8 protein-coding genes and 1 pseudogene are annotated in these 24,152 nt (G+C 61.6%); 4 read left to right on the plus strand and 5 right to left on the minus strand.

Annotated features, from left to right (window positions below):
- Window positions 1-6 precede the first annotated feature (6 nt).
- From PQR40_RS07515 to PQR40_RS07530, 4 genes are read left to right on the plus strand one after another with little or no spacing between them, the layout of a single operon-like run.
- A complete protein-coding gene (locus tag PQR40_RS07515) occupies window positions 7-1,725 on the plus strand; it encodes a type I secretion system permease/ATPase (RefSeq protein WP_408236776.1) in 1,719 nt (572 codons plus the stop codon).
- Complete coding sequence (locus tag PQR40_RS07520) at window positions 1,722-3,116, plus strand: HlyD family type I secretion periplasmic adaptor subunit (protein WP_408236743.1); 1,395 nt, start codon at window positions 1,722-1,724, stop codon at window positions 3,114-3,116. Before PQR40_RS07515 ends, PQR40_RS07520 begins: the two co-directional genes overlap by 4 nt.
- A 10-nt stretch (window positions 3,117-3,126) precedes the next feature.
- Window positions 3,127-3,690: a hypothetical protein gene (locus tag PQR40_RS07525; RefSeq protein WP_408236746.1), complete on the plus strand. Its 564-nt coding sequence runs from the start codon at window positions 3,127-3,129 to the stop codon at window positions 3,688-3,690.
- A 2-nt stretch (window positions 3,691-3,692) separates the two neighbouring features.
- The gene (locus PQR40_RS07530) at window positions 3,693-6,023 is read left to right on the plus strand and encodes a hypothetical protein (protein ID WP_408508690.1); all 2,331 of its coding nucleotides are present in this window, start codon (window positions 3,693-3,695) and stop codon (window positions 6,021-6,023) included.
- Window positions 6,024-6,217: 194 nt separating this feature from the next.
- Here the strand turns inward: PQR40_RS07530 and PQR40_RS07535 are convergent, their stop codons facing one another.
- The 5 genes and pseudogenes from PQR40_RS07535 to PQR40_RS39055 all read right to left on the minus strand — a co-directional run.
- Window positions 6,218-7,090, minus strand: coding sequence for a N(5)-hydroxyornithine transformylase PvdF (locus PQR40_RS07535; RefSeq protein WP_408390396.1), 873 nt, complete (start codon window positions 7,088-7,090; stop codon window positions 6,218-6,220).
- A 98-nt stretch (window positions 7,091-7,188) separates the two neighbouring features.
- Window positions 7,189-9,423, minus strand: coding sequence for a TonB-dependent siderophore receptor (locus tag PQR40_RS07540; RefSeq protein WP_408233088.1), 2,235 nt, complete (start codon window positions 9,421-9,423; stop codon window positions 7,189-7,191).
- Window positions 9,424-9,468: 45 nt separating this feature from the next.
- Window positions 9,469-10,839, minus strand: coding sequence for a lysine N(6)-hydroxylase/L-ornithine N(5)-oxygenase family protein (locus PQR40_RS07545; RefSeq protein ID WP_408390398.1), 1,371 nt, complete (start codon window positions 10,837-10,839; stop codon window positions 9,469-9,471).
- A 77-nt stretch (window positions 10,840-10,916) separates the two neighbouring features.
- Window positions 10,917-15,980 carry a non-ribosomal peptide synthetase gene (locus PQR40_RS07550; RefSeq protein WP_408390401.1) on the minus strand — a complete coding sequence of 1,688 codons (5,064 nt, stop codon included), beginning with the start codon at window positions 15,978-15,980 and terminating at the stop codon, window positions 10,917-10,919.
- Between the two features lie 41 nt (window positions 15,981-16,021).
- Window positions 16,022-24,112, minus strand: a pseudogene (locus PQR40_RS39055) (amino acid adenylation domain-containing protein); the annotation flags it as partial.
- Window positions 24,113-24,152 lie beyond the last annotated feature (40 nt).

The following is a 24,152-nucleotide window of genomic DNA, read 5'->3' on the forward strand; positions in this document are numbered from 1 at the left end:
ATGACGATGTTTCAGGCAATCAGGCGGCATCTGCTATTCGCGACGTTATTTGGCATCGCGAGCAATCTGCTCGTACTGGCCCCCACGCTCTATCTGCTTCAGGTCTACGACCGTGTTTTGCCGAGTCGCAGCCTGGAAACGTTAGCCATGCTGATGATCTTCATGGCGATTTCGTTGTTCATGATGTTTGCGGTGGATGTCGTACGCAACCGCGTGCTGGCTGATCTCGGCCGGCAACTCGCGGACCGACTGGACCGGCTGGCGCTGGCGGCCCGCGTCGAGACACTGGCAAGACGAACGCCTCGGCCCGATCTCGCTACGTCACAGGACGTGGCCGCTCTCCGGTCGTTCCTTTCTGGCGCGGGAGTAACCGCACTCCTTGATATGCCCTGGCTCGTCGTTTATCTCGCGCTCATGTTCCTTTTTCACTGGTCGCTCGGTCTGATCGCTGTGGTGAGCGCAATCATTCTGGTCTGCCTGACGCTGCTCAACGACAGGTTGACGAGAGGCGGAGTCCGCTCCTACATGGCACGTCAGCGCGAGACCGAGCAAATCGCCACGCAGATTGCGCGCAACGCGGAAATTGTGACGGTACTTGGCATGAACGGCACCGTGATTGACGCCTGGGCAGCCCGGCGGAGTCTGGATCTCGACGCTCAGGAGCAGGTAACCGACACGTCGATGTTGAACAGGAATGTCGGTAAGACGCTGCGTCAGGCCATTCAGGTTGTGATGATGGCCGCGGGTGCATGGCTCGTTATCAACCAGTATGCAACGGGTGGCGTCATGCTTGCCACGACGATCCTGCTGGGCAAGGCACTCGCTCCGGTCGAGCAGATGCTCGGGAGCTGGAAGCAGCTTACGGAGGTCCGGCAAGGCTGGGACCGGCTGAATGCACTGTATCGCTGGACGGCTGGACGCAGTGCGATCGCGTTACCTGGACCAGAGGGTCGGCTTACTGTCGAGGCACTGACTTTCAGCAGTCGCAACGTCAACGATCAACGGGGCCGTCTTCTGCTTAAGGGCATTCAGTTCGCGCTGAGTCCCGGTCAACTGCTTGTGATTGTCGGCGCCAGCGCATCCGGGAAATCGACGCTTCTGCGGCTTCTGGCGGGCCTGTGGGAACCGCAATCAGGCACGGTCCGCCTTGACGGCGCTGACATTGCCCAGTGGCCGCGCGATACGCTAGGACGATATCTGGGGTATGTGCCGCAGGATGTTGAACTCTTTTCCGGCAGCGTGGCAGGCAACATTGCGCGCGATCCCAACCCGGCGAGTAACGATGCCCAGGCGATTGTGCTCGCGGCACAACGCGCGGGCGTGCACGAGATGATCCTCAAATTGCCGAATGGCTATGAAACAGACATCGGTGACTCGGGGGAGACGCTATCAGGTGGTCAACGCCAGGCCATCGCGCTGGCCCGTGCACTCTATGGTGACCCGCGTCTCGTGTTGCTCGATGAGCCAAACGCCAATCTCGACGCCGATGGCGAACGTCAGTTAAACACGGCTCTGCTCCAGTTGAAACGGGACGGGGTAACCGTCGTAGTAGTGACGCACCGGCAGGCCGTGCTCTCGATCGCCGACCGCGTAATGATGATGCGCAGCGGACAGATTGAATGCTTCGGCACGCGCGAGCAGGTCGAGGCGTGGGCGCGCTCGAAGGCCCGACCGGCAGGACCTGCGTCGGGCAATGACCACCGTCGGGAGATCGTCGCATCATGAAACTGCGCCCTGTCGTAAAGGACCTGCGCGCACGCATCCGCAGCGCGTTGGCTGACCCGGGCCGATCATTCGAGCCGCAACGGACAGTCGAGCGCTTGCGTTTGCCGCGCAGGGCGATTGCATCGGGGTGTCTTGTGCTCGTCCTTGGGTGTAGCGCGCTAGGCATCTGGGCCGCTCTCGCGCCGCTGTCGGGCGCAGTCGTCGCAGAGGGTGTTGTGCGTGACGATGGCGAACGCAAGACGGTAATGCATCAGGAAGGCGGGATCGTCAAGGCCATCCTTGTGAAAGACGGCGATCATGTCAAGGCCAGACAGGTGCTGCTCACGCTCGACAGCGTGCGGCCCGATGCCGAAGTCTCGGCGCTGCAATCGCAACTGGCCGACGACGAAGCAAAGGCCGCACGGCTCGAAGCAGAACGTGACATGAAGAACTCGGTGATGTTCCCTGTGCAGTTGACCGCCCGGTCGTCGGACCCCGCTATTGCCGCACTGCTGCAGCGAGAGCAAACGCTGTTCGACTCCGAGCGGCAGACTCTGGACGACCAGTTGCGTCTGTTGCAGGAGCAGGCGGCCCAGACCCGCCAGGAAATCGCGACCGAGACTGCGCTTGTACGCACCAGCGGTGAAAGTCTCGGCATTTCGAAGCAGGAGCTTCAGGTCAATGAACAGTTGCGCAGCGAAGGCTACGTGACCGAAACAAAGATGATGGAGTTGCGGCGCGCCGCGGCAGATTATCAGTCACGCCAGCAATCGGATACGGCGGAACTGATTCGCGCGCGACAGAAGCAAACCGATCTCGATCTGAAGATCACTGCGCTGCGCAATGACTATGTGAAGTCGGCCGACACACAGCTGAAGGACACGACGGCAAAAATCCAGCAGGTCACCGATCAGTTACGCCCGGCACAGGATATCGAAACGCGCACCAGGATCGTCGCACCGGTCGATGGCGAGGTCGTCGGACTCATGGTGCACACAATCGGCGCGGCCATCGGTCCGCGCGAGCCGCTTCTCGATCTGGTGCCGTCGGGCACCCCGTTAATTGTTGAAGCGAAGATCAAGCCGGACAACGTGCGCGAAATTCTGCCAGGCAGCAAGGCCGATGTCCGGCTGACCGCGTACAACCCGCGAACCTCTCCGGTACTTGAAGGCACCGTGACGTATCTCTCAGCCGATTCGCTGAACGACAAGGAGACGCGGCAGCCTTTCTATCTGGCGCATATCGAGATTCCCGCTGATGTCATTGCGCGCGCGAACAGCGTGGCGCGTGAGCCGATTCAACTCGGGCCGGGATTGCGGGCGGAAGTATTCATCAAGACCCGCTCGCGCAGCGCGTTTGATTACCTGTTCGAACCGCTTTGGGACGGCATCCAGAAATCAATGAGGGATTAAAGGAGTAGATATGCGAAAAATGGCCATTGCTGCCATGGCGTTCTTTTTTGCTGCGATTACTGGTTGCGCGCAGCCGCCGACGGATCAACGCGAACTGGCGCGAGTTCAATGGCTTTCAGGGATAAAGGAAATCATTAAATCAGATGATTTGGCTGACTATCACAATGTGGCAACGCAATTAAATCTGCAATTGTCCGCCCGGCACCCATTTCAAGTTAAAGACGTTGACGGGAATGTCACAGGGAACAGTTTTGACGTTGAAACCGTACCGGCCGCAGATAAGCGAGAGAAAAATGACATCGAATTTTATTACGGTATATATACCCCAAATGATCAGTCATATCAAAGGGCCATGTTGAGTGTGCGAAACGTCACTTTAGGCGAATGCGTTACCGAGTCCGATATATATAGCGCTTTTGGATACGTTCGGGGAAAAACGTATCCTCATTCAACCACCTACAGCATCGATTACCACTTCGAAGGGAGGAATTCGATTGATCTGTATTTAACGTTTAATAGCATCAATGATAAGTGCGCAAGAGAGATTACGGTTTTTCAAAATAGGTGGAAATAAATATGGCTACGATTACTGGAAATGAAGCATTCTGGGGGAAGATTGTTCTTTCTCCGACTGAGATTGCATACATCAATAGCAGTCAAACGCTGGTGAAGCAGCTTTTGCAGTACCAGAACGATTTTTCAGAGCGAGCGATTGGCGCGTTTACGACAAGTGGCGGGGAAGGAACCGAGTTTATCGCTTCAGGGGTTCAATTCGCTTCAAACTATACTACATGGACTCCCGAAATACTGGTGGGAGAACTCGCTCATGAAATAGGGCATTATATCAATCAGGCCGCTGACACTGCTTTCACAAACAAATACGAGGTCTCATCGAACGATCCAAATGCATATTCCATTGATGCAATGCTTGGTTTGCACCGGGAAGGCGAAGCGGTTGACAACAACTATGTGGTCCAGCAGGAAATTTCGGCGGCAACTGGCGGCAAGGTGAACATTTACCTTGCTGGAGCCCTCAACGTTGACGGCACCAGTACGGGGCTTCAGGAACTGCTCAATGCGCAACATAGCTTCGATCAGACCGAGGGGTACTCGACCACCCAGGACATGAACCTGATGATCGAGCAGGCGATGGGTGTCTACGCCAAGTTGCCTGGCAGTGAGAAACCAAACCAGACCTACTTCGATTACTACGGTACGCTTAGTGGAGCAAAAGCACCTGCTCAGGCTCCGGGGTTAGCCAGCGTAACACTCACCGATCCTGCTGCGACAGGCAATTTCACGACAGAAAAAGAGGTGTTCACCTCCGGTCAAGTCGAGACGCAGAGCTTCAGTAATGGCGTAATCAGTTCCTCAACTCTTGATGATCAATTCGGCAACGTCATTTCGCAAACAAACTATAGCCATAATGCGGACGGGAGCTATACGGCCAATATTTACGATGGCCAGGGCCATCTGACCGGGCAGGACCAGTTCCATGCCGATGGTTCTGCGATTGATTACCAGATCAACAGTAACGGCACGCAGACCGCCACGGTGTTTAACGCGACCGGTCACGAAACCGAATACGCGACCTTCGGCACCAACGGCACGAAAACGCAGGACGTGTTTTTCGACGCCACGACTGGACGCGAAACTCAGGAAAACGACATCAACGCCGATGGCAGTCAGGTTGACCACATCTTCAACGCCAACGGCACGCAGAACACCGCAGTCTTCAATGCCACCGGTCACGAAACCGAGTACGCGACTTTCGGCACCAACGGCGCGAAGACGCAGGACCTGTTCTACGATGCAACGTCGGGCCATCTGACGCAGGAGAACGACTTCAACGCCGACGGCAGCCAGGTTGACCACATCTTCAATGCTAACGGGACGCAAACGGCGTATGCCTTCAATGCCGCAGGTCATGAAACCGAGCAAGCAACCTTCGGCGTAAACGGCGCGAAGACGCAGGATTTGTTCTATGACGCAACGTCCGGCCGCCTGACGCAGGAGAACGACTTCAACGCTGACGGCAGCCAGGTCGATCACATCTTTAACGCCAACGGGACGCAAACCGCTTACGCCTTCAACGCAGCGGGTCACGAAACGGAACAGGCAACATTCGGCGCCAACGGTAAGATCACGCAGGACCTGGTCTTCGACGGATCGACTGGCCGAGAGTTACAGGAGACTGACTACAACGCCAACGGTAGCGGCGTTGCTCACATCTTTAATCCTGACGGTACGCAGACCGCTGCGGTTTTCGACCCATCTGGTCACGTCTCCGAATACGCGACGTATGGTACAAACGGCAAGATGACGACCGACGCCTTTTTCGATGCCAACGGTCGCGAGACGCAACTGAATGAATACTCCGGGAACCAGACGACCGTCCACATCATCAACGCGGACAGGACGCAAACGGCGACGGTCTACAACAGCGCAAATCAGGAAACCGAATTTGCCCAATTCGATGCCAGTGGACATAAGACTGACGACTACTTCTACAACGGGCCGACGGGTCAGGAAACTGAACATGATCACTATGCTAGCGATGGAAGCATGGCCGCTAGTATCTTCCATAGCGACAATAGTCAGGACCTGATTATTTACAACGCGTCGGGCCAGGAGACGCAGTACGACGCATACAATAGTCAGGGGCAACTTACCGGATTCACGAACTTCACCTATACCGTGGGCGGTGGCTATAACGCCATTGCGTATGGGCCGACTGGATATGAAAGCGGGTGGGCGGATTACGCTTCGAACGGCACGCAGATTTCAACGAGCGGCGGCACGTATAACTTCACGCTGGACGACGGCTACGAGTGCGGGGCCGACTGGGGTTTCACGACGGACCTGGGCGGCACCGGATATAGCTCCGATTATGGCTTCTACATCTGATAGCTAGAGCGAAGCCAGCAGTTGCTGCGTCCGCAAGCTCCCGTAGGTTCGCGGACGCAACATGTCGAACGCGTCTGATGGATACTTGCATCTCTGAACATTTCGGAGTCTGTCCTTGAAGGCCCCCGTCGAAAAAAAACACGCCGGAGGCGGGCCAGAAAATGCGTCCGAAGCGAAACCGGCTGGGGAAAGCACTATTCCGCTCGCGTACGCAGATCTATTAACAGGGCCTCCGCTTGGACTGCATGCCCAGCCATCATCGCAAGCCCTTCATTCAACGCCGGAAAAAGACTGCGATTGAAGTTGTTCCAGCGCAGCTCCAAAATCGTATCGTCTTTGTCGATCTCGGTATTCAGCACGTCGTGAATCACCTCACCCGAATCGATCCCATTATCGACGTAGTGAAATGAGGCGCCGGTGAGATAGAGAGGCTCTACCTCCACGATCTCCATCGTCTTCCAGTTCACCACCTTCCTGCCACGCGCGCCATACAAGGCATCAAGCGTCGCATACGCACCGCGCCGCTCATACGGCGATTCCGCGCGCGTCACGCCAGGATGAATATTCACGATCTTGCGATAGAACGGCGCCTCCGGCCGAACCAGTTCGTCGAGAATGATCAACAACCCATCCAGCACCACAATATCGGCCTTCAACTCGACGAACGTATCGAGCAGATGCTTCTCAAACCGGCTCTTGCCTGCCGCGCGTCCCTCGGCACCAAGCGGCTCGCGGCGGTACGTCGACGGAATGGCAAGCAACAGATCATTGACAGCTTTACCCTGCACACGCAAATTCGGCGGATAGAACCACCGCTTACCCGGCTCATACGAGAACCCATACTCTTTCAGTTTCTCACGGTCCAACGCGGATCCCGCGTCATCGTCGTAGATCACTTTCTCCAACGAATACTGCTCACCGAGTTCGGTGTCGTTGAGCGCTTCCACGAGCGATTCCAGCACTGACTTCATATACCGTGTGCCGCTCCTGTACGCGACATCCTGCCCCGCTTTGTCAGCGGCTGCGTTTCTCAGAGACCAGATGTAAACGAGCTTTTTCTTCGGCATAGTCGGATCGAATGAATATCAATAGTTGCGAACGAGTTCAAAACAATGGGTGTTCGGACAGCACACAAGATAACAACAGCGATCCGAACACCCATCCCTTACCAGTCGTATTTCGCCGTAGCGATCACCGTGCGCGGATTCCCATAAAAGCAGGTATTCACCGACTGGCAACCGCTCACAAACCGGCGATTGAAAATGTTCTGCCCATTAACCGCGAAACGCCAGTTGCGCATCTCGTAGTGAATCGCCGCGTCGTACACGGTGTAGCTCGGCACGTACAGCGAGTTGTCCGCCGCACCCGCTGTGCCGCTTTGATAGCGGATACCAGCACCAAAGCCGAGGCCGGCGAGCGGCCCAACGTGCCACGTCCAGTCGCCCCACAGCGAAGCCATCTGACGCGGTCGTGGAATATCCACGGGCCACTTGCCCAGGGTATCGTCGCCGGCCTTGATGTTTTTCACGTCCTGATACACGTACGCGGCAATCACCGAGAAATTACGCGTGACGTTACCCACCCCGCTCAACTCAATGCCACGCGAGCGCACTTCGCCCGTCTGCACTGACGTACTGCCGGTCGGGTCGAGGGCGAGATCGGGCGTGACGACGTTGGTCTGGTTGATCTGATAGACCGCCGCGTTCAACATCAGATTCTTGCCGGCCGGTTGCCAGCGCAACCCCGCTTCGATCTGCTTGCCCTTGGTCGGCTCGGCAATACCGCCGCCCGCGATCTTCACGCCGATCAGCGGATTGAACGAGGTCGAATAGCTGATATACGGCGACAGCCCGTAATCGCCGAGATACACGAGCCCGACGCGTCCCGAGAAGGCATGATCGTTCTGCGTGAGCCGCGTGCCGCCGGCGAGATCGTTCTGCGTCGTGTCGCTCCAGTCCTGGCGCCCGCCGAGCGTCAGTACCCAGCGCTGCCACTTGATCTGGTCCTGCGCATACACGCCGAACGAATTGAGCGTCGACTTCGTGTCGGTGCGAGGAAACGCGGTGGGGCCACTGAAAATCGCGTTGGTGATCGGCGTATACACCGGGTTGTACATATTCAGACTCGGCCCGGTCGCCATCGACTCGCTATCGGTCGTCGACTGCCGGTTGTATTCAAAGCCAAGCAGTACTGTATGGTCGAGCGGGCCGGTGCGGAATTTGGCCAGCGCCTGGTTGTCAACGTCGAAACGGCTGTAATTCAGCTGATACAACCCGACATAGCGCAGCAGCGACGCCTCCGTGGGATCCGCCGGATCGAGACCACCACCGAACACTTGCCCCTGATCGAGCGACAGGTGCATCAGGCGCGTGTTCTGCCGGAACGTCCAGACCGGATCGAGCTTGTATTCGAACTGATACCCCACCGACCACTGCTTCTTACGATAATGGGAAAACTCCGGATCGCCCGTATAGAGATCCGGTGAAATCTTACCGTTCGGATTCGGCAGAATCGTGCCTTGCGCCGGCAGAAAGTTGTTCGACGCGTCGCCCCAATCCTGCAGATAGGTCGCCTCGACAGTCAGCGAGGTCTTCGCGTTCGGCTGCCACTTCACCGAAGGCGCCAGCGCCACGCGCTGCTCCGGGTTCGGCCCAGTTTGCGAATTGCCGTCGCGTCCTACTCCCTGAACACGATAAGACAGCGTGCCGTCCTTATCGATCTTGTCGCCCACATCGAAAGCGAGTTGCTTGCGCGCGTAATCGCCCACCTGCATTTCGACTTCGCGGATGCGCTCGCCGTTCGCGAGCTTGCTCTGCACGTCGATAATCGCGCCCGGGTCGCCCTGGCCATACAGAACGGAAGTCGGACCGCGCAGCACCGTGATGCTGTCGATCATGTACGGATCAACACGCCAGCTCGAGAGATTGAGCGTATTGGGCACCTGCAGACCGTCGACGAAGACAGTTGGCGTAAAACCGCGCAGCACCGAATACCAGTCGGAGCGCACATCCGAGCCATACGTCGAAAAGCCCGGCACGTAGCGCAAGGCCTCGTTAATGGAAGTCGCGCCGGTTTGCTCGATCTGCTCCGCGGTTACGACGTTGATCGTCTGCGGGATCTCCTTCAGCGCGGTGTCGGTCTTGGTGCCCGTACTGCTGCGGCGAGCGACGAGGCCCACCGTTGACTCGCTTTCAGTCGCCCCTTTGACGCTGATCGAAGGCAGCGTATTGGCTGGCGTTGCGTCCTGTTGTGTTGTGTTGGTCTGCTGTGCGTCGCCCGCTGGCTGCGCGGCAGGTTGGGATACCTGCTGCGCCTGCGCATGCCCGGCTGCCGCCGCGTAAAACGCCATGCTTGCCGCGGCTGCGATCGCACGCCGACGCGTGCCTATTGCCCACTCCATCTCTCGATGCTCCAGGTTGTTATGCGGCCAATTGGCCGCGTTTTATTAAAGAGCGAAGACCATGCGGCCCGTGCTCGTCCCGTTTTCTTCTGTTTGTGTGGTCCGGCTGGTCAACCGGTCTTGTGATGTGTGGCGAGAGAGCGACGCGACGATTTCGTCGGAGCGCAGCGCGAGGACCGACAGCAGCGTGTCGGAAAGCCCGTGGCTGTCTTCACAGCAGCCCTGGAGGTAAATGCGCGGTTTGAAACTCGTGGGCGTGGCAAGCCGGTAATCGCGTTCGACGTTGCCCTGCGCGAGCGCATCGCCCAGATGCGGCGCAAGGCCTTCGAGCAGTTCGAAATGCGTGTCGCGGCGATACCCCGTCGCCAGCACGAGCGCATCGAATTGCTCGGCACGCGCGTGGCCGCTCAGACGGTCGCGCAGCGTGAGTTCGATCTGACCGTTCGCCGTGCGCACCGCCGTCTCGATGCCCGTGTTGGCGAGCAAGCGATGGCGCGGCTCTGCCGCAACGTTCTGCATATAGAGCATTTCGTAGATCTGCTCGATCAGCGGACGGTCGACCACCGCGTAGTTGGTGTCGCGAAAGCGCTCGATCAGCGAACGGCGCCCGTCTCTCGGCTGCGCGTAGACGATATCGGTAAACGCCGGGCTGAAGATCTCATTGACGAACGGACTGTCGTCGGCAGGCTTGAGCGCGCTCGAACGGATCACGAGACTTGCGTCGACATGCGGATAGCGGCGTGTCAGATCGATGAACACTTCCGCCGCACTCTGCCCCGCACCGATCACGGCCACGCGTTTGCGCGCCCCGTTGGCGTCACCCACCACCCGGTCAATCGAAGTCAGATACTTCGACGAGTGCACGATATTGTGCGAACCGAGTGCGGCAAAAGCCTCCGGCACCTGCGCGCCGCCGCCGATACCGACCGACAATGCGCGCGTCACGCGCTGCCACTCGCGGCCCTCTTCGTCGCGCGAAAACACGCGCAGCGCTTCGACTTCGTTCGCGTTACCGGCAGATTTAACCGCTTCGATACCGATCACTGTCTGCCCGTAGTGCGCGCGATCATCGAACGACGCGGCCACCCAACTGAGATAATCGTGAAACTCGACACGCGTCGGATAGAAACTCTTCAGATTCACGAATTCCGCCAGACGTCCCCGCTCGAACAGATAGTTGATGAACGTGAAGCGGCTCTTCGGATCACGTAACGTAACGAGGTCCTTGAGGAAGGAAATCTGCATCCGGCAGTCGTCGAGCAGCATGCCGCGATGCCAGCCGAACTCGGGTTGTCGCTCGATAAAGCAATGTGCGAGGTCTGATACGCCGGCCTCTTCGGCAAGGCGCACGGCAAGCGCCAGATTCGACGGCCCGAAGCCGATGCCGATCAGATCAAATACGGTGTCTCTGTGCATGTCGCAGGTCCTCATCGGTGTGAGCCGGCGCGCCGGATGCGCTGGCCGGAGAAAAATGTTTGTTGGTGGCGTGAGCTTCAACCGGCATCCCGCACCTCGGCGACGGTCGATGCACCTGCAACGATTCGTATGCCGAGACCAGCGAAGCTCGGCGCGGCAAACACGTCGGCAATCGAGAGTGCATGACCGGCTGCTTGCGCCGCGTCGACAAAGCGCACGACGTCGAACGAAGTCGCGCCCGCTTCGAATAAATCGTCGTGATGTGCCGGCGTGTTGCCTTCGAAGAGATCGCTCCAGACGCGTTCGAGCGCCTCGGCGAGCCGGGTTACTTCGTCTTGATGTGCGCCGGGCGCGTTCATGCCAGCAGCAATGGCAGGCGTTACCAGTGCGAACCGCGCCGGCGACACGCCGAGCGCTTCATGCGGTGCATCGACGAACTGTTGAACCACGTTGAGATAATCAGCCGTCAACGCCTCGACGAACCGGCCGTCGACCAGTTCATCCGCATACGAAAACGCACCTGTCACGCGTCCATCCGGATGCTCGACCACGTCGAGCTCCAGTTCGAACACGACGCGATGCCGGACGTCGTTGAAATCGGCGAGCGTGAGACCCGCCCAGTCACGCTCCGCTGCGCCCGCGGGGCGCAGGTAATTGAACATCACCGAGAAAAGCGGATTGCCGGGTTCCGGGCGCGGCGCGCGCACCGCCGCGACCACGTCGGCGAAGGGTGTGTCCGCATGCGAATAGGCCGCGAGGGCCGCATCGCGAACCTCAGCCAGCAGCGTGGCGGGCGTGTGTGTTTCGGCGAGCCGCGTGCGCACGACCACCGCGTTAATGAAGAGCCCGAGCGCGCGGCGTGCGGTCTCGCCCGTCAATTCACGTGTCGATGCCAGAACGCCGACCGGCTGATCGGTCGCGCCGGTTGCACGATAGAACGCGACGTTTAGTGCGGCGTGCAGCAGCATCGGCAACGTTGCGTGGACTTCAAGCGCCATCACGCGGGCACGTCGCACCACGTCCGGCGAGAAATCGAACGCGAGGCGGCCTGCGGTCCAGCGCGGCGCTGCGGATCGGCCCGACAGCGGCGCGGGTAAAACGTGCGCGGGTGCGTCGGCAAGCACATCGCGCCAGAACGACAGGCGCGCACGCGGTGCCGCGATTGGCAGGACCAGCGCGTGAGGCAAAGGTGATGCCTGGCTCGAAGCCGCGGGCAACGCACCCCGCACGATCGCCACATAGATCGTGCGGACTTCGTCAAGCCACAGGTCGATCGACTGTCCGTCCGACACGATGTGATGCACAACCAGCGACAACACATGATCGTGCTCGCCGACACGCAATAGCCGCACGCGCCAAAGCGGCGCGTCGTCGAGCAGGTCGAATGGCGTCAGCGCATCTTCGTCGGTGAGCGTAACGGCGGCGGCCTCGCGCGCGCTGTCTATGTTATCCGCGGTGTCTGCTGCTTCGAGCGAAAGCAGATCGATCACCGGCAGTTCGAAAGGCGCGATCGTCGCAATCCGTTGGCCCGGCAATTCTCCGTTCCGCTCGACGAGGCGTGTACGCAACGCCGGATGCCGCGCCATGGCCCCGGCAAACGCTTCACGCAATGCATCGGCATCGAGCGGCCCGCGCAAACGCAGCGCGACAGGAATGTTGTAGGCCGCGCTGTCCGGCTGCGCGCGCCACAAGAACCACAGGCTCAATTGCGCGGCAGACAGCGGCAACACGCCTGGCGCTTCGGCAAGCGCGCGCGATTTCGTCGATCCGCTCGCGAAGCCCGAATGCGACCCGGACTCGGCGTTCACTTCGACCACCGCCTCACTCCGCGCCGCAGCCATGACCCGCTGCGCGTACTGAGCCAGAATCGGTGCTTCGAAGAGTGTGCGCACCGGCACATCTCGTGCAAGCCGTTCGGCTACGCGTGTCGCCACGCGAACTGCCGCGAGCGAATGCCCGCCGAGTTCGAAGAAGTGATCGCCACGACCGACGCGCTCCACGCCCAGCACTTCCCGGAAAATCAGCGCGAGCGCCGTTTCGAGGCCGGCGCCAGGCGCCTGATAGGCGCGTGCGACCCGCTGCGGCTCCGGCAATGCAGCGCGGTCCACCTTGCTGTTCGCATTGCGCGGCAATGCATCGAGCACGACGATATGCGCGGGCACCATGTAATCGGGCAATGTGTGACGTAGATGCGCGTCGAGTTCGGCGGCGTCCGCCCGCGTGTTGCGCTCGCGCGCTTCCGCGCTCAACTCGACATACGCCACCAGCGCCGCTTGCGCTCCCTTGCCGTGCACGATCGCCACCGCTTCGCGCACGTCCTCATGTGCGGCGAGTTGCGCTTCGATTTCACCCAACTCGATACGCAAGCCTCGCAGCTTCACCTGATGGTCCACGCGACCGATAAAGTCGAATACACCGTCCGCGCGCCGTTTCACCAGGTCACCCGTGCGATAGAGCCGCGCGCCCGGCGCACCGAACGGATCCGGCACAAAGCGCTCCGCGGTAAGCGCGGGCCGGTCGAGATAACCGCGTGCGACGCCCACGCCCTCGCCGCCCAGATACAGTTCCCCGATCACGCCAACCGGCAGCGGATTCAGGCGTGCATCGAGCACATGCGCGGATCGGGCGCCGACCAGCGTGCCGATCGGCAGATAGGCACTGTCGGCGAGCCTTGCGACATCGTCAGTGGGATAGAACATCCACAGCATCGGGGTGATGACGGTCTCGGTCGGCCCATAGCCATTGACGATGCGTGCGTTCGGAAACGCGCGGCGCATCAGCGCAAAAGCTTCACGTGAAGTCGCTTCGCCGCCCACCGTCAGCGATCGCAAAGTCGGCGGCGCACCGTGCGCGAGCGCCCATTCCGCAAGCTGCGTCGCGCAACCGGGCGGCACGTAGGTCATCGTCACGCCTTCGCGCACCATCATCCGGCAGGTTTGCGCGGGCGGCCACAGTGTGTCGGCGGTGATCGCTACCGCGGCGCCGGACATGTACTGCGAGAACCATCCCTCGTGAGCACCGTCGAAATTGACCGACTGGAACAACAGGAAGACGTCGTTTTCACCCGCGCCGTAACGCTCAGCAATCGCCGCACAGTGCAGCGCGAACGAACCGTGATCGACCACAACGCCTTTCGGCTTGCCGGTCGAGCCCGAGGTGTAGATCACATAGGCCGCCTGGTGCGGCGAGACGGCAGGCAACGCGGTTGGCGCAGACGATAGATCGCCACGCTGTGGTTCTTCGTCGATCAACCACAAGCGCAGGCGATCCGACGCCGGCAGCGCAGCCAGGCTGGCGCGCTCGGTGATGACATGCGTGATCTGCGCGTCATCGAGAATCTGCGCGAGACGCTCGCGCGGATGGCTCGGGTCGAGCGGCACAAACGCGCCGCCGGATTTCAGCGTAGCAATCAGGCCGACCAGCAGATCGACCGAGCGGCCCAGCGCCACCCCAACGCGCATCTCCGCGCTCACGCCGGCTGCCACGAGTTGCTGCGCAAGCCGTGTCGCGCGCGCGTCCACTTCACCGCGTGTAAGCGAACGTTCGAGATCCGCTACGCCGCGTGCATCTGGCCGTGCATGCGCATGATCGGCCACGCGTTGGTGAACCGGTCTGAAGGCTTCCTGGTGATTGACCACCGTGCTGTTCCACGCATCCAGCTGGGCACGCTCGGCGTCAGGCAGCCATTGCAAATCGCCGACCGTCGTCCCGGGCGCGGCCGTTGCATTCGACAGCAATTCGATGAAACGTGCAGCTAGCCGCTCAACGGCATCCGCCTCGAAGAGATCAAGCGCGTAGATGAAGTAGGCATCGACGGAACCGTCGTCGCGTTCCTCGAAGCTCAGCGTCAGATCGAACTTGGCGAACGGTGCTCCCGACGGCAATTCCGTCATGCGAACGCCCGCAAGCGAAGGCAAACAACGCCGCGCACCATAAGCCGCCATTACTTGGAACAACGGATGGTGGCTCGCACTGCGCACCACACCAAGCGCTTCGACCACCTGTTCGAACGGCACATCCTGATGCGATTGAGCGTCGATGAGCGTTTGCTGCGTCGCCCCAACCAGCGCGGCGAACGGTTGCGTTGCGGCAACAGGCGTCGCGAGCGTCAGCGTGTTCACAAAGAAACCGACGAGGCCAGCCACTTCGCCACGCTCGCGATTCGCGGCGGGCACGCCGATCTGAATCTGCGCCTCAGCCGACGAGCGCGCGAGCACGGCATTGAGCGCTGCGAGCAACACCGCGAACGGCGTAGCGCGCTGGGCATTGGCGAGCGCCTTGACCTGCGTGACAAGCGCGGCATCCAGCACGAACCGATGCCGCGCGCCACGCGCGCTCCGTTGCGCCGGACGCGGCGCGGCCCCGGGCAGCATCAATACGTCGCGGCTCGCATCCAGCCTGGCACGCCAGAATTCCAGCTGACGCTCACGCTCGCCCGCATCGAGCCAGCGGCGCTGCCACAGCGCATAGTCGGCGTACTGGATTGGCAACGGCGCCAGCGATACAGCTTCACTCTTCGCATATGCGTGATAGAACGACGCCAACTCCGCGAGCATCACGTCAGCCGACCAGCCGTCCGACACGATGTGATGCGTCGTCAACGCGAGCCAGTGCGTCGTCGCGTCGAGCCGGATCAAATGCGCGCGCATCAGTGGGCCGAGCGACAGATCGAAGGCCTGCGCTTCATCCGCTTGCGCAATGGCAGCCGCGCGCGTGTCACGCTCATGCGTGGGCAGCGTGCTCACGTCGCTCGCATGCCACGGGCAGCGCGACGGCGCATGCACGGTCTGCAACACGCCGTCCGCGCTCTCGGTGAAGGTCGTGCGCAACGCCTCATGACGCGCGATCAGTGCATCGCACGAAAGACGCAGTGCATTTGCATTGAGCGCGCCGTCGAGCCGAAGACGTTCGGTGATGTGATACGCGGCCGGCTCGTCGATCATGCGCGCATGCAGCCACAGACGCGTTTGCGCGAACGAAGCCGGCACGCTCGCGGTCCGCTCGGCGCGCGGCGGAATCGGCAGCACGCGAAAATCGATGCCGGCTGCGTCGAGCTTCGTGAGAAAAGCCTTGCGCTGCGCGTCCGGCAAAAGCGCGAAACGTGTCGCGAGGGAAAGCAGATCCGGTTTGGCTGTCGTCATGCTGGGTTGTCTCAGTGCTCAATGCTTGTCGGCGTGATGGTTTATTGCAACTCGAGTTCGCCGAGGAGTGCGTCGATCGCACTCGCGGTGTCCTCACCGGCACCCGTACCGCGCTCGGCTAACGCGCGATCGATCGCGGCGGCGCAGCGTTGCAGCGTGCGTTCGTCGAATAGCGTGCGCAGCGGCAGGATCAGCGTCCAATGCAGATTGGCCTGCGCGTTGGCCTGAGTCGCGAGCAGCGAATGACCGCCGAGCGTGAAGAAATCGTCGTCGCGACCGATCGCTTCCAGATGCAGGACGCGTTTCCATATCTCGGCCAGCTCGCGTTCGGTAGCGGTTTGCAGAGAAACAACCGCGTCCTCGCCAGATGAAAGACGACGAACCGGTGCGGGCAATGCATGACGATCGCACTTGCCGTTCGGCGTAACCGGCAGCGCCTCCATATCAATCAACTGCGCGGGCACCATGTACGCGGGCAACTGGGCACGCAGCGCCTCGAGCAACGCATGCGTGTCGATCGTGTTGTCCACGCCTCGCGCAACATAGCCGACCAGTTGCTCATCACGCACGATCACCACCGCGTCGTGTACACCCGGCTCTGCACGCAGCAAGGCTTCGATTTCACCGGGTTCGATGCGTTGACCGCGCAGCTTCACTTGCGTATCGATACGGCCGAGATAATCGAGGGCACCGTCCGCGCGACGGCGGGCGAGATCGCCGGTTCGATAGAGACGGGCACCTTCACTGAAAGGATCCGGGACGAAGCGCTCCGCCGTCAGTGCGGCACGACCGAGATAGCCGCGTGCGAGTCCCACTCCGCCTAAATACAGCTCACCGACCGCTCCTTTCGGCAACGGCTGCAACGCCGCATCGAGTACATGTAGTTGCAGGTTCGCGATCGGGCGACCGATCGGCACGGACACCGCGTTTGCATCACGCGTATCGCAACGCCAGTGCGAGACGTCGATAGCAGCTTCGGTCGGTCCGTACAGGTTGTAGAGGCGTGCATTCGGCAAATGCTGCGCGACGCGCGCCACCAGTTCCGGTGCGAGCGCTTCGCCGCTCGCGACAATCCGCTCGATGCTCGAACAGCGAGCCGCAACTTTGAAATCTTCCAGGTGAGCAAGGAACGCGGCGAGCATCGACGGTACGAAATGCAGCGTTGTGACGCGATGCGTTTCGATTGCCGCGACCAGACGTGCCGGATCGCGATGATCGCCCGGCGCCGCAATCGCAAGTTTCGCGCCGACCGCGAGCGGCCAGACAAACTCCCATACCGATACGTCGAAGCCGAACGGCGTCTTGTGCAGCACGACGTCGTCAGCGTTCAGACGATAGGCGTCCTGCATCCACGCAATCCGGTTCGCCAGCGCGCCATGCGTATTGCCGGCGCCCTTCGGCTTACCCGTCGATCCGGATGTGTAGATCAGATAGGCGAGTTGATCGGAGGCGACTTCCACCGGCGCAGCGAGCGTGGCGTCGGCGCTGAGCAGTTCGCCGACGCTCAGAATCCTGACGTCGATGCCTTCGACCGCTGCGGCGACACGTTCACGCAGATGCGACTGCGTCAGCACGACGGCCGGGTTTGCGTCGTTGAGCAGATAGGCGATGCGCTCGGCCGGATAGTCGGGATCGATGGGCAGATACGCCGCGCCCGCTTTCAGCACACCGATTAGCGCCACCACCATGTCGAATGAACGCTCGACGCACAACGCAACCGCCGTATCCGGCTGAACGCCCACTTCGATGAGCGCAGCCGCGACCCGATTGGCGTTCGCATCGAGCGCGCCGTAGGTCATTTGCTGCGTATGTCCTTGCGGATCGGTGAATTCAAGCGCGATTGCGTCGGGCGATGCGAAAGCAGCCCGCTCGAACTGCCGATGCAACGGCTGCTGCTGCGCTTGCGGCCACGATTGCGTGGTCGCATTGGCGCTCGCCAGCGTGGCGAGATCGTCGGCGGTCGCAATCGAGATCGTGCCGAGTGATGCATGCGGATCGGCGATCAAGGCGCTCAGGCACGCGGCAAATGCGCTATGCAAAGCGGCCACCCGAGTCGCATCGAGCTGCGCGGTGTCGTAGCCGTAGTCGATCGTGAGCGCCGTGCCGGCTTCGATCACGAGCGTGAGCGCGAAATCGGTGGCCTCGATATTGCGCAGCTCACGCAGCTTGAGGGCGCGTTCGTCGCGTCCTTGCCAGGCTTCATCGACCGGATAGTTTTCGAATACGACCAGCGTGTCGAACAGCGCGCCGCCACCTTGCCCCGCCCACTGCTGGATTTCGTAGAGTGGCGTGTGCGCGTGCTCCGCTGCGGCGGCATTGTCGCGTTGCAATTCGTGCAGCCATACCGATGCACTGCGTTGCGGCAATGGCGCGGTAATGACCGGCAGCGTGTTGATGAACAGGCCCAGCACGGTGTCGGTGTCGGTGTCGGCTTCGGCTAGCGCGTCGGGGCGGCCTGCCACGGTTGCGCCGAAAGCGACTGCCGTGCGATGTGTCATTCGTTGCAGAGCAAGCGCCCATGCGCCCTGCACCATCGTGTTGACAGTGACTTTCAGACGGCGCGCCGTTTCGGTAAGACGTGTCGTTGTATAGGCGTCGAAGGTTTCGCGGTGCGTGAGATTTTGCGTCACACGTGAGCTTCCCAGGTCGCGATCATGTTCGCGCTCACTGTCGGCGATCAATGTCGGTTCATCGATCAGCGCAAGACGTTTCAGCCAGAACGCACGCTCGCCTTCAGTATCGCGCGCCGCGAGCCACGCGATGAAATCGCGGTAGCGCGTTTTAGCCGGTGCGGCGAACGGTTGCGGACGCCGCGGTTCGATATAGTCACGCAGCACGTCGGCGAAGAAACGCGCCGTGCTCCAGCCGTCGAGCAGCAAATGATGGCGGGTCCAGACGAGACGCCACGCCTGATCCGTCACGCGGATCAGCGCGACGCGCATCAAAGGCGGGGACGTCAGATCGAAGCCGCGCGCGCGGTCGTCAGTGAGCCAGGTTTCAAATGCGCCGAGTGCACCCTCACCTCGTTCACGCCAATCAAGGATCTCAACCGGCAGGCGTGCCTGGCGATGCACGATCTGCATTGGCGTGGCTTCATCGGGCGTAAACCCGGTGCGAAGGATGTCGTGACGCGGCACCGCGCCCTCGAACGCGGCGCGCAGACGCTCGACGTCCGGATCGATCAGTGTCGCGACCAGTTGATTCACATACGTCGATTGTTCGGGCGCGAACAGCGAGTGAAACAGAATGCCGTGCTGCATCGGCGAGAGCGGGTAGATATCGTCGATGGTGCGCAGATCGAGCGGCAGGCGCTCCAACGCAGCTTGCGTGAGACCTCCCGTACGCGCGAGCGGATAGTCGCCAGGCGTTGCGCCGCCGCCGCGTTGCGCGAGACGCGCCGCGCATGCGGCGCTCAACTCGGCGAGCGCGGCTTCGAAACGCTGCGCGAGCGCGTCGATCGTCGCGCGCTCGAACTGGGTCGCGCCGTACACCCAATGGATTTTTAGCGTGCGTGCGGCATCGCCGTCGATATACGCGTGAATCGCCAGCGCGTTGCCGATCGGACCAGCGGGATCGCGCTCGCAACCTGCGCCGCCGAAACGGGGCACCAAAGCCGCTTCGCGCGGTGCATCGAACTGGCCGAGGTAATTGAAGGTCACATGCGGCCGCGGCACGGCGGCGAGCGCCGCGCGCGGCGTCGCATCGCCGTAGTGGCGGAGCACACCGAAGCCGAGCCCCTTGTTCGGCACCGCGCGCAGTGCGTCCTTAACTGCGCCGAGCGTCGCCGCCGGCGTGCTTTCGACCGTAAACTGCACCGGATAGTGGCTCGTCAACCAGCCGAGCGTGCGGCTCACGTCGGCATCGTCGAATAACGCCTCGCGGCCATGGCCTTCGAGTTCGATGCGGCATCGTGGCATGCCGAGCGACTGCACCAGGGCCGCGATCAGCAATTCGATCATCTGCGTACGGTAGGCCGCGTTTGCCTCGGTCAATGCGGCGCGTGTCAGATCGGCGTCGATCGTCTGGACGACGGTTTGCGCGTCGGCGTTGCTTGCCTTGGCGTGCGGATGGTCGAGCGGCAGTTCGTCGCAAGGTTCCGTGAGGGCCGCCCAATACGGCACTTCGGCGGCAAATGGCGAGTTCGTTGCGTCGCGCGCCGCATGAGCAAGCCGAGCCGCCCAATCCTGCGCACTCGTGCCGGTCGACGCAAGACGTACCGTGCGGCGTTCGTGCGCTGCACGATAGGCGGTATCGAGATCGTCCAGCAGCACACGCCACGACACACCGTCGACGATGAGGTGATGAATCGCCAGATAAAGCTTTGTCGTTCCGTCCGGCAATAGCGCGGCGAAGGCGCAGACGAGCGGGCCATGCGTCAGATCGAGCGTGCTTTGCAGCGCGTCGAACTGGGCGAGCGCATCGGTTTCGTCGCGTGCGGCAGCAACCGCGAACGGTAGCGCTTCGAACGCGCGCCCGGCGAACGTGATCTGCCATTCTCCAAGCGGGCCGCTCGGTGCGAAACGGTGGCGAAAAACCTCGTGATGCGTCAGCAAGGTTTCGAATGCGCGGGCGAAAGCATCGGTGTCGAATGGCGCCTGGGCATCGAGTTCGATCGACTGGTTCCAGTGACCACGCTGCGGGATATCCAGCGCGAAGAAGCGCAGTTGAGCGGGAGTGAGCGTCGTGCTCTGTCCAGACGCTGACGGCAATGCCTGTGCTTTGGGCGCGGCCGACGTGGAATACGCTTTCGGCGCAGCCGGGGCCGTCGCATCTACCATTGTTGCAACACATGCGAGTTGCGCGAGCGTAGGTGCGTCAAACAACTGCTTCGGCGTAAAACGCACACCGCGTTTGCGTGAGCGCGCGATCACCTGCAACACCAGAATCGAATCGCCACCCAGTTCGAAGAAGTTGTCGTCGCGGCCGACGCGTTCGGCTTTGAGCACTTCTTTCCAGACGGTGGCAAGTGCCTCTTCCGTCGCCCCCTGCGGCGCGTCGCCTTCGGCAACGGACGGCGTCGGCGCGGCGGCAAGCGCGCGCAGTGCCGCTCGATCGATTTTGCCGTTCGCTGTCACCGGCAATGCGGCTACGATCAGCAACACTGCGGGCACCATGTAATCCGGTAGGCGCGCGGTCAGCGCTGCACGTAGCGTCGGCTCGTCGAGGCGTGCACCGTTAGAGGACGCCACGAATGATGCCAGGCGCAAACGGCCTTCATGGTCCACAGCAAGCGTCTCCGCCTGAGCGACGCCCTCGAGTGCGCGCAGTGCCGCACTCACTTCGCCAGGCTCGACGCGATAGCCGCGAATTTTCACCTGATCGTCAAGCCGCCCAAGAAAATCCAGCCGACGGTCGGCCCGCAGCCGTACACGGTCGCCGGTTCGATAGAGGCGTTCGCCCGGAGCTGACGGATGCGGTACGAAGCGCTCGGCGGTTGCGGCAGCGCGGTTCAGATAGCCACGTGCGAGGCCTGGACCACCTAGATACAGTTCACCGATCCCGCCAGGCGGCACGCTCGCGCCGTGAGTGTCGAGCACGCACGCATAGGCGTTTGGCAACGGCAGGCCGAGCGGCACGGTTTGCGTGGATTGCGTGGATTGCGTGGATTGCGTGGGTTGCGTGGGTTGCGTGGGTTGCGTGGATTGCGTGGGTTGCGTGGGTTGCGTGGGTTGCGTGGGTTGCGCGGTTTGCGCGGTTTGCGCGGTTTGCGCAGCATGGCCCGCTTGCGCGGCGCGAGCGTTCGATAAGCGCAACACGGCCTGCGCCGGCGCGGACGTATCGAAGGTCAATGCGCCAACCGTTGCTTCGGTCGGACCGTAGTGATTGATGACACGGCACGCCGGCTTGAGCGCCGCAATCCGTTCGACAAGCGACCACGGCAGCGTTTCGCCGCCCGTCACCAGCGCGTGGGCGGGCAGCACGTCGGCCGCCTGCTGCGCATCGAGCAATGCATGTAGATGACTCGGCACGATCTTCAATACGCCGATGTCGTGCGTACGCATTTCGTGAGCGAAGCGATCGGGGTCGAACGCGCATTGAGCCGGCAGCAGATGCAACGTGCGACCCGAGCAAAGCGCACCGAATAGCGTCGTATGACCGAGGTCGGCGGCAACGGTGGAGACCATCGCCATCGACGCTCCTGCGGTAAAGGCGAGCTCGTCCAGCATGCCTTCAACGTAATCAACCAGCGCGCGATGCGAGATCACAACGCCTTTCGGCGTGCCGGTCGATCCGGATGTGAAGATCAGATAAGCGGCCTGGTCGGGTAAAGGTGCCGGACGCGGGGCGTTGGCGTTGGCGTTGGCCCCCACGCTGACCTCTGCGTTAGCGCGCAGATTGATACTTGAACTCACACTGGCGGCAACCTCCAGCCCAACAATCGATGAACCTTGCGCAAGTGCATCGAAATCCAGCGTCGTGGCATTGCCCACGGCTAGCGCGCCTTGCACGCCCTCCGCGGTTAACATCCAATGCGCGCCGCAGGCATCCACAGCAGCCGCCAACCGCTCGTGCGGCGAAGCTGGATCGAGCGGTACTGCGTAGGCCCCCGACTTCATCACACCAAGCAGCGCCACCGCGAAGCGCACCGAGCGCTCGATGCATACGGCAACCGGCTGCTCCGCGCCCACTCCACGTCGCTGCAGGGCGAGCGCTATCCGGTCCGACGCGTCGTCGAGTTCGGCGAATGTAAGCTGCGTGTCGGTGTCCGCAAGCGCGACGCGATGCGGCGTTTCACTCGCATGATGCGCGAAAAGCGCCAACACGCTATCTGTCTCAGGCTGAAGCTCGCGTCCATGTCGCGCCGCGCCATATTCAGCCCCATCCGCGCAATCCAGTTCAGCAATCGCGCGTTGCGGATCACGCACTGCATCGGCGACGAGCGCGGCATAGCTGTTGAGCCACGCCTGGGCGGTCGCTTCATCGATACCGTCCAGTGCATACGCGACCACCAGTTCGATGCCACGCGGATCGTCGGTGAAATCGAGTGCGAGATCGAAGCGCGCAGCAAGATCGAGCCCCGGCGACATCTGCACCGCAGCGCCCGGCAATTCAGCCGTCAATTCCAGATCGAACTGCTGCGCAAATTTGACCTTGAGCCATTCTTCGCCACGCCGCACCGGCGGCTTGACCGCATCGAGCACCTGATCGAACGGCACATCCTGATGCGCGAAAGCATCGAACGCCGAGCGACGCACACCGTCGAGCAAGGCAGCGAACAATTGACCTGGCGCGACACGCGCGCGCAATGCGAGCGTGTTGAGGAACAGTCCGACCAGTGGCGCGGTTTCCGCACGTTGCCGATGCGCAATCGGCGCGGCCACTACGATGTCGGTTGCGCCGGTCAGTCGATAGAGCCATGCGTCGAACGCGGCCAGTAGCACGGTAAAGGGCGACGCCTGCGCGCGCCGTGCGGTTTCGCGCACCGCGGCGGATAGCGTTTCCGGCAATCGCAAGGCGAGCCGGCCGCCGCGATAGTCGCGTTGCGGCAGGCGCGTCCGGTCGAGCGGCAATGCCAGCGGTTCGGGCGCAGCGCGCAACGCGTCGCGCCAATACGCGAGTTGGCGTTCGCCTTCGCCTGCGGCGAGCCAGTCGCGCTGCCATTGCGCATAGTCGGCGTATTGAACCGGCAGCGCGGGCAATTGCGGCGTGCGCCCCAGGGCGAACGCCGTGTAGGCCGTTTGCAGTTCGTCGAAGGCGCAACGCGAGCTCCAGCCGTCGCTGACCGCGTGATGGGTCGTCAACAGGAAGCGTTGCGTGTTGTTGGTCAGCGTGATGAGCGTGGCACGCACTAACGGGCCGTTCGATAGATCGAACGCTGCGCCGACGTGTTGCTCCATCAACGCCGCAAGCCGCGATGTCCGCTCGCCTTCACTACTGGTGTGCAGATCGACATCGGCAATCCGCACGGGCAATGCGGCATGAATGCGCTGCATGACGATACCCTCGTCGGTTTCGACGAGCGTGGTGCGCCAGGCCTCCTGACGCCCGACCAGACAATCGAGCGCGCGTTGCAACGTGCCGAGGTCGAGTGCGCCCTGCACGTCCCATTGCACGGCGACGTGATACGCCGAGCCGGCGTCCTGAGTTTGCGCGAGGACCCAGAAACGCTGCTGGGCGAATGAAGCAGCACGGTCGACAAACGCGGCGGTTGAAGGCTGCATTACCGCAATT

The sequence above is a fragment of the Paraburkholderia sediminicola genome (assembly GCF_046026855.1).
GTDB lineage: Bacteria > Pseudomonadota > Gammaproteobacteria > Burkholderiales > Burkholderiaceae > Paraburkholderia > Paraburkholderia sediminicola_A.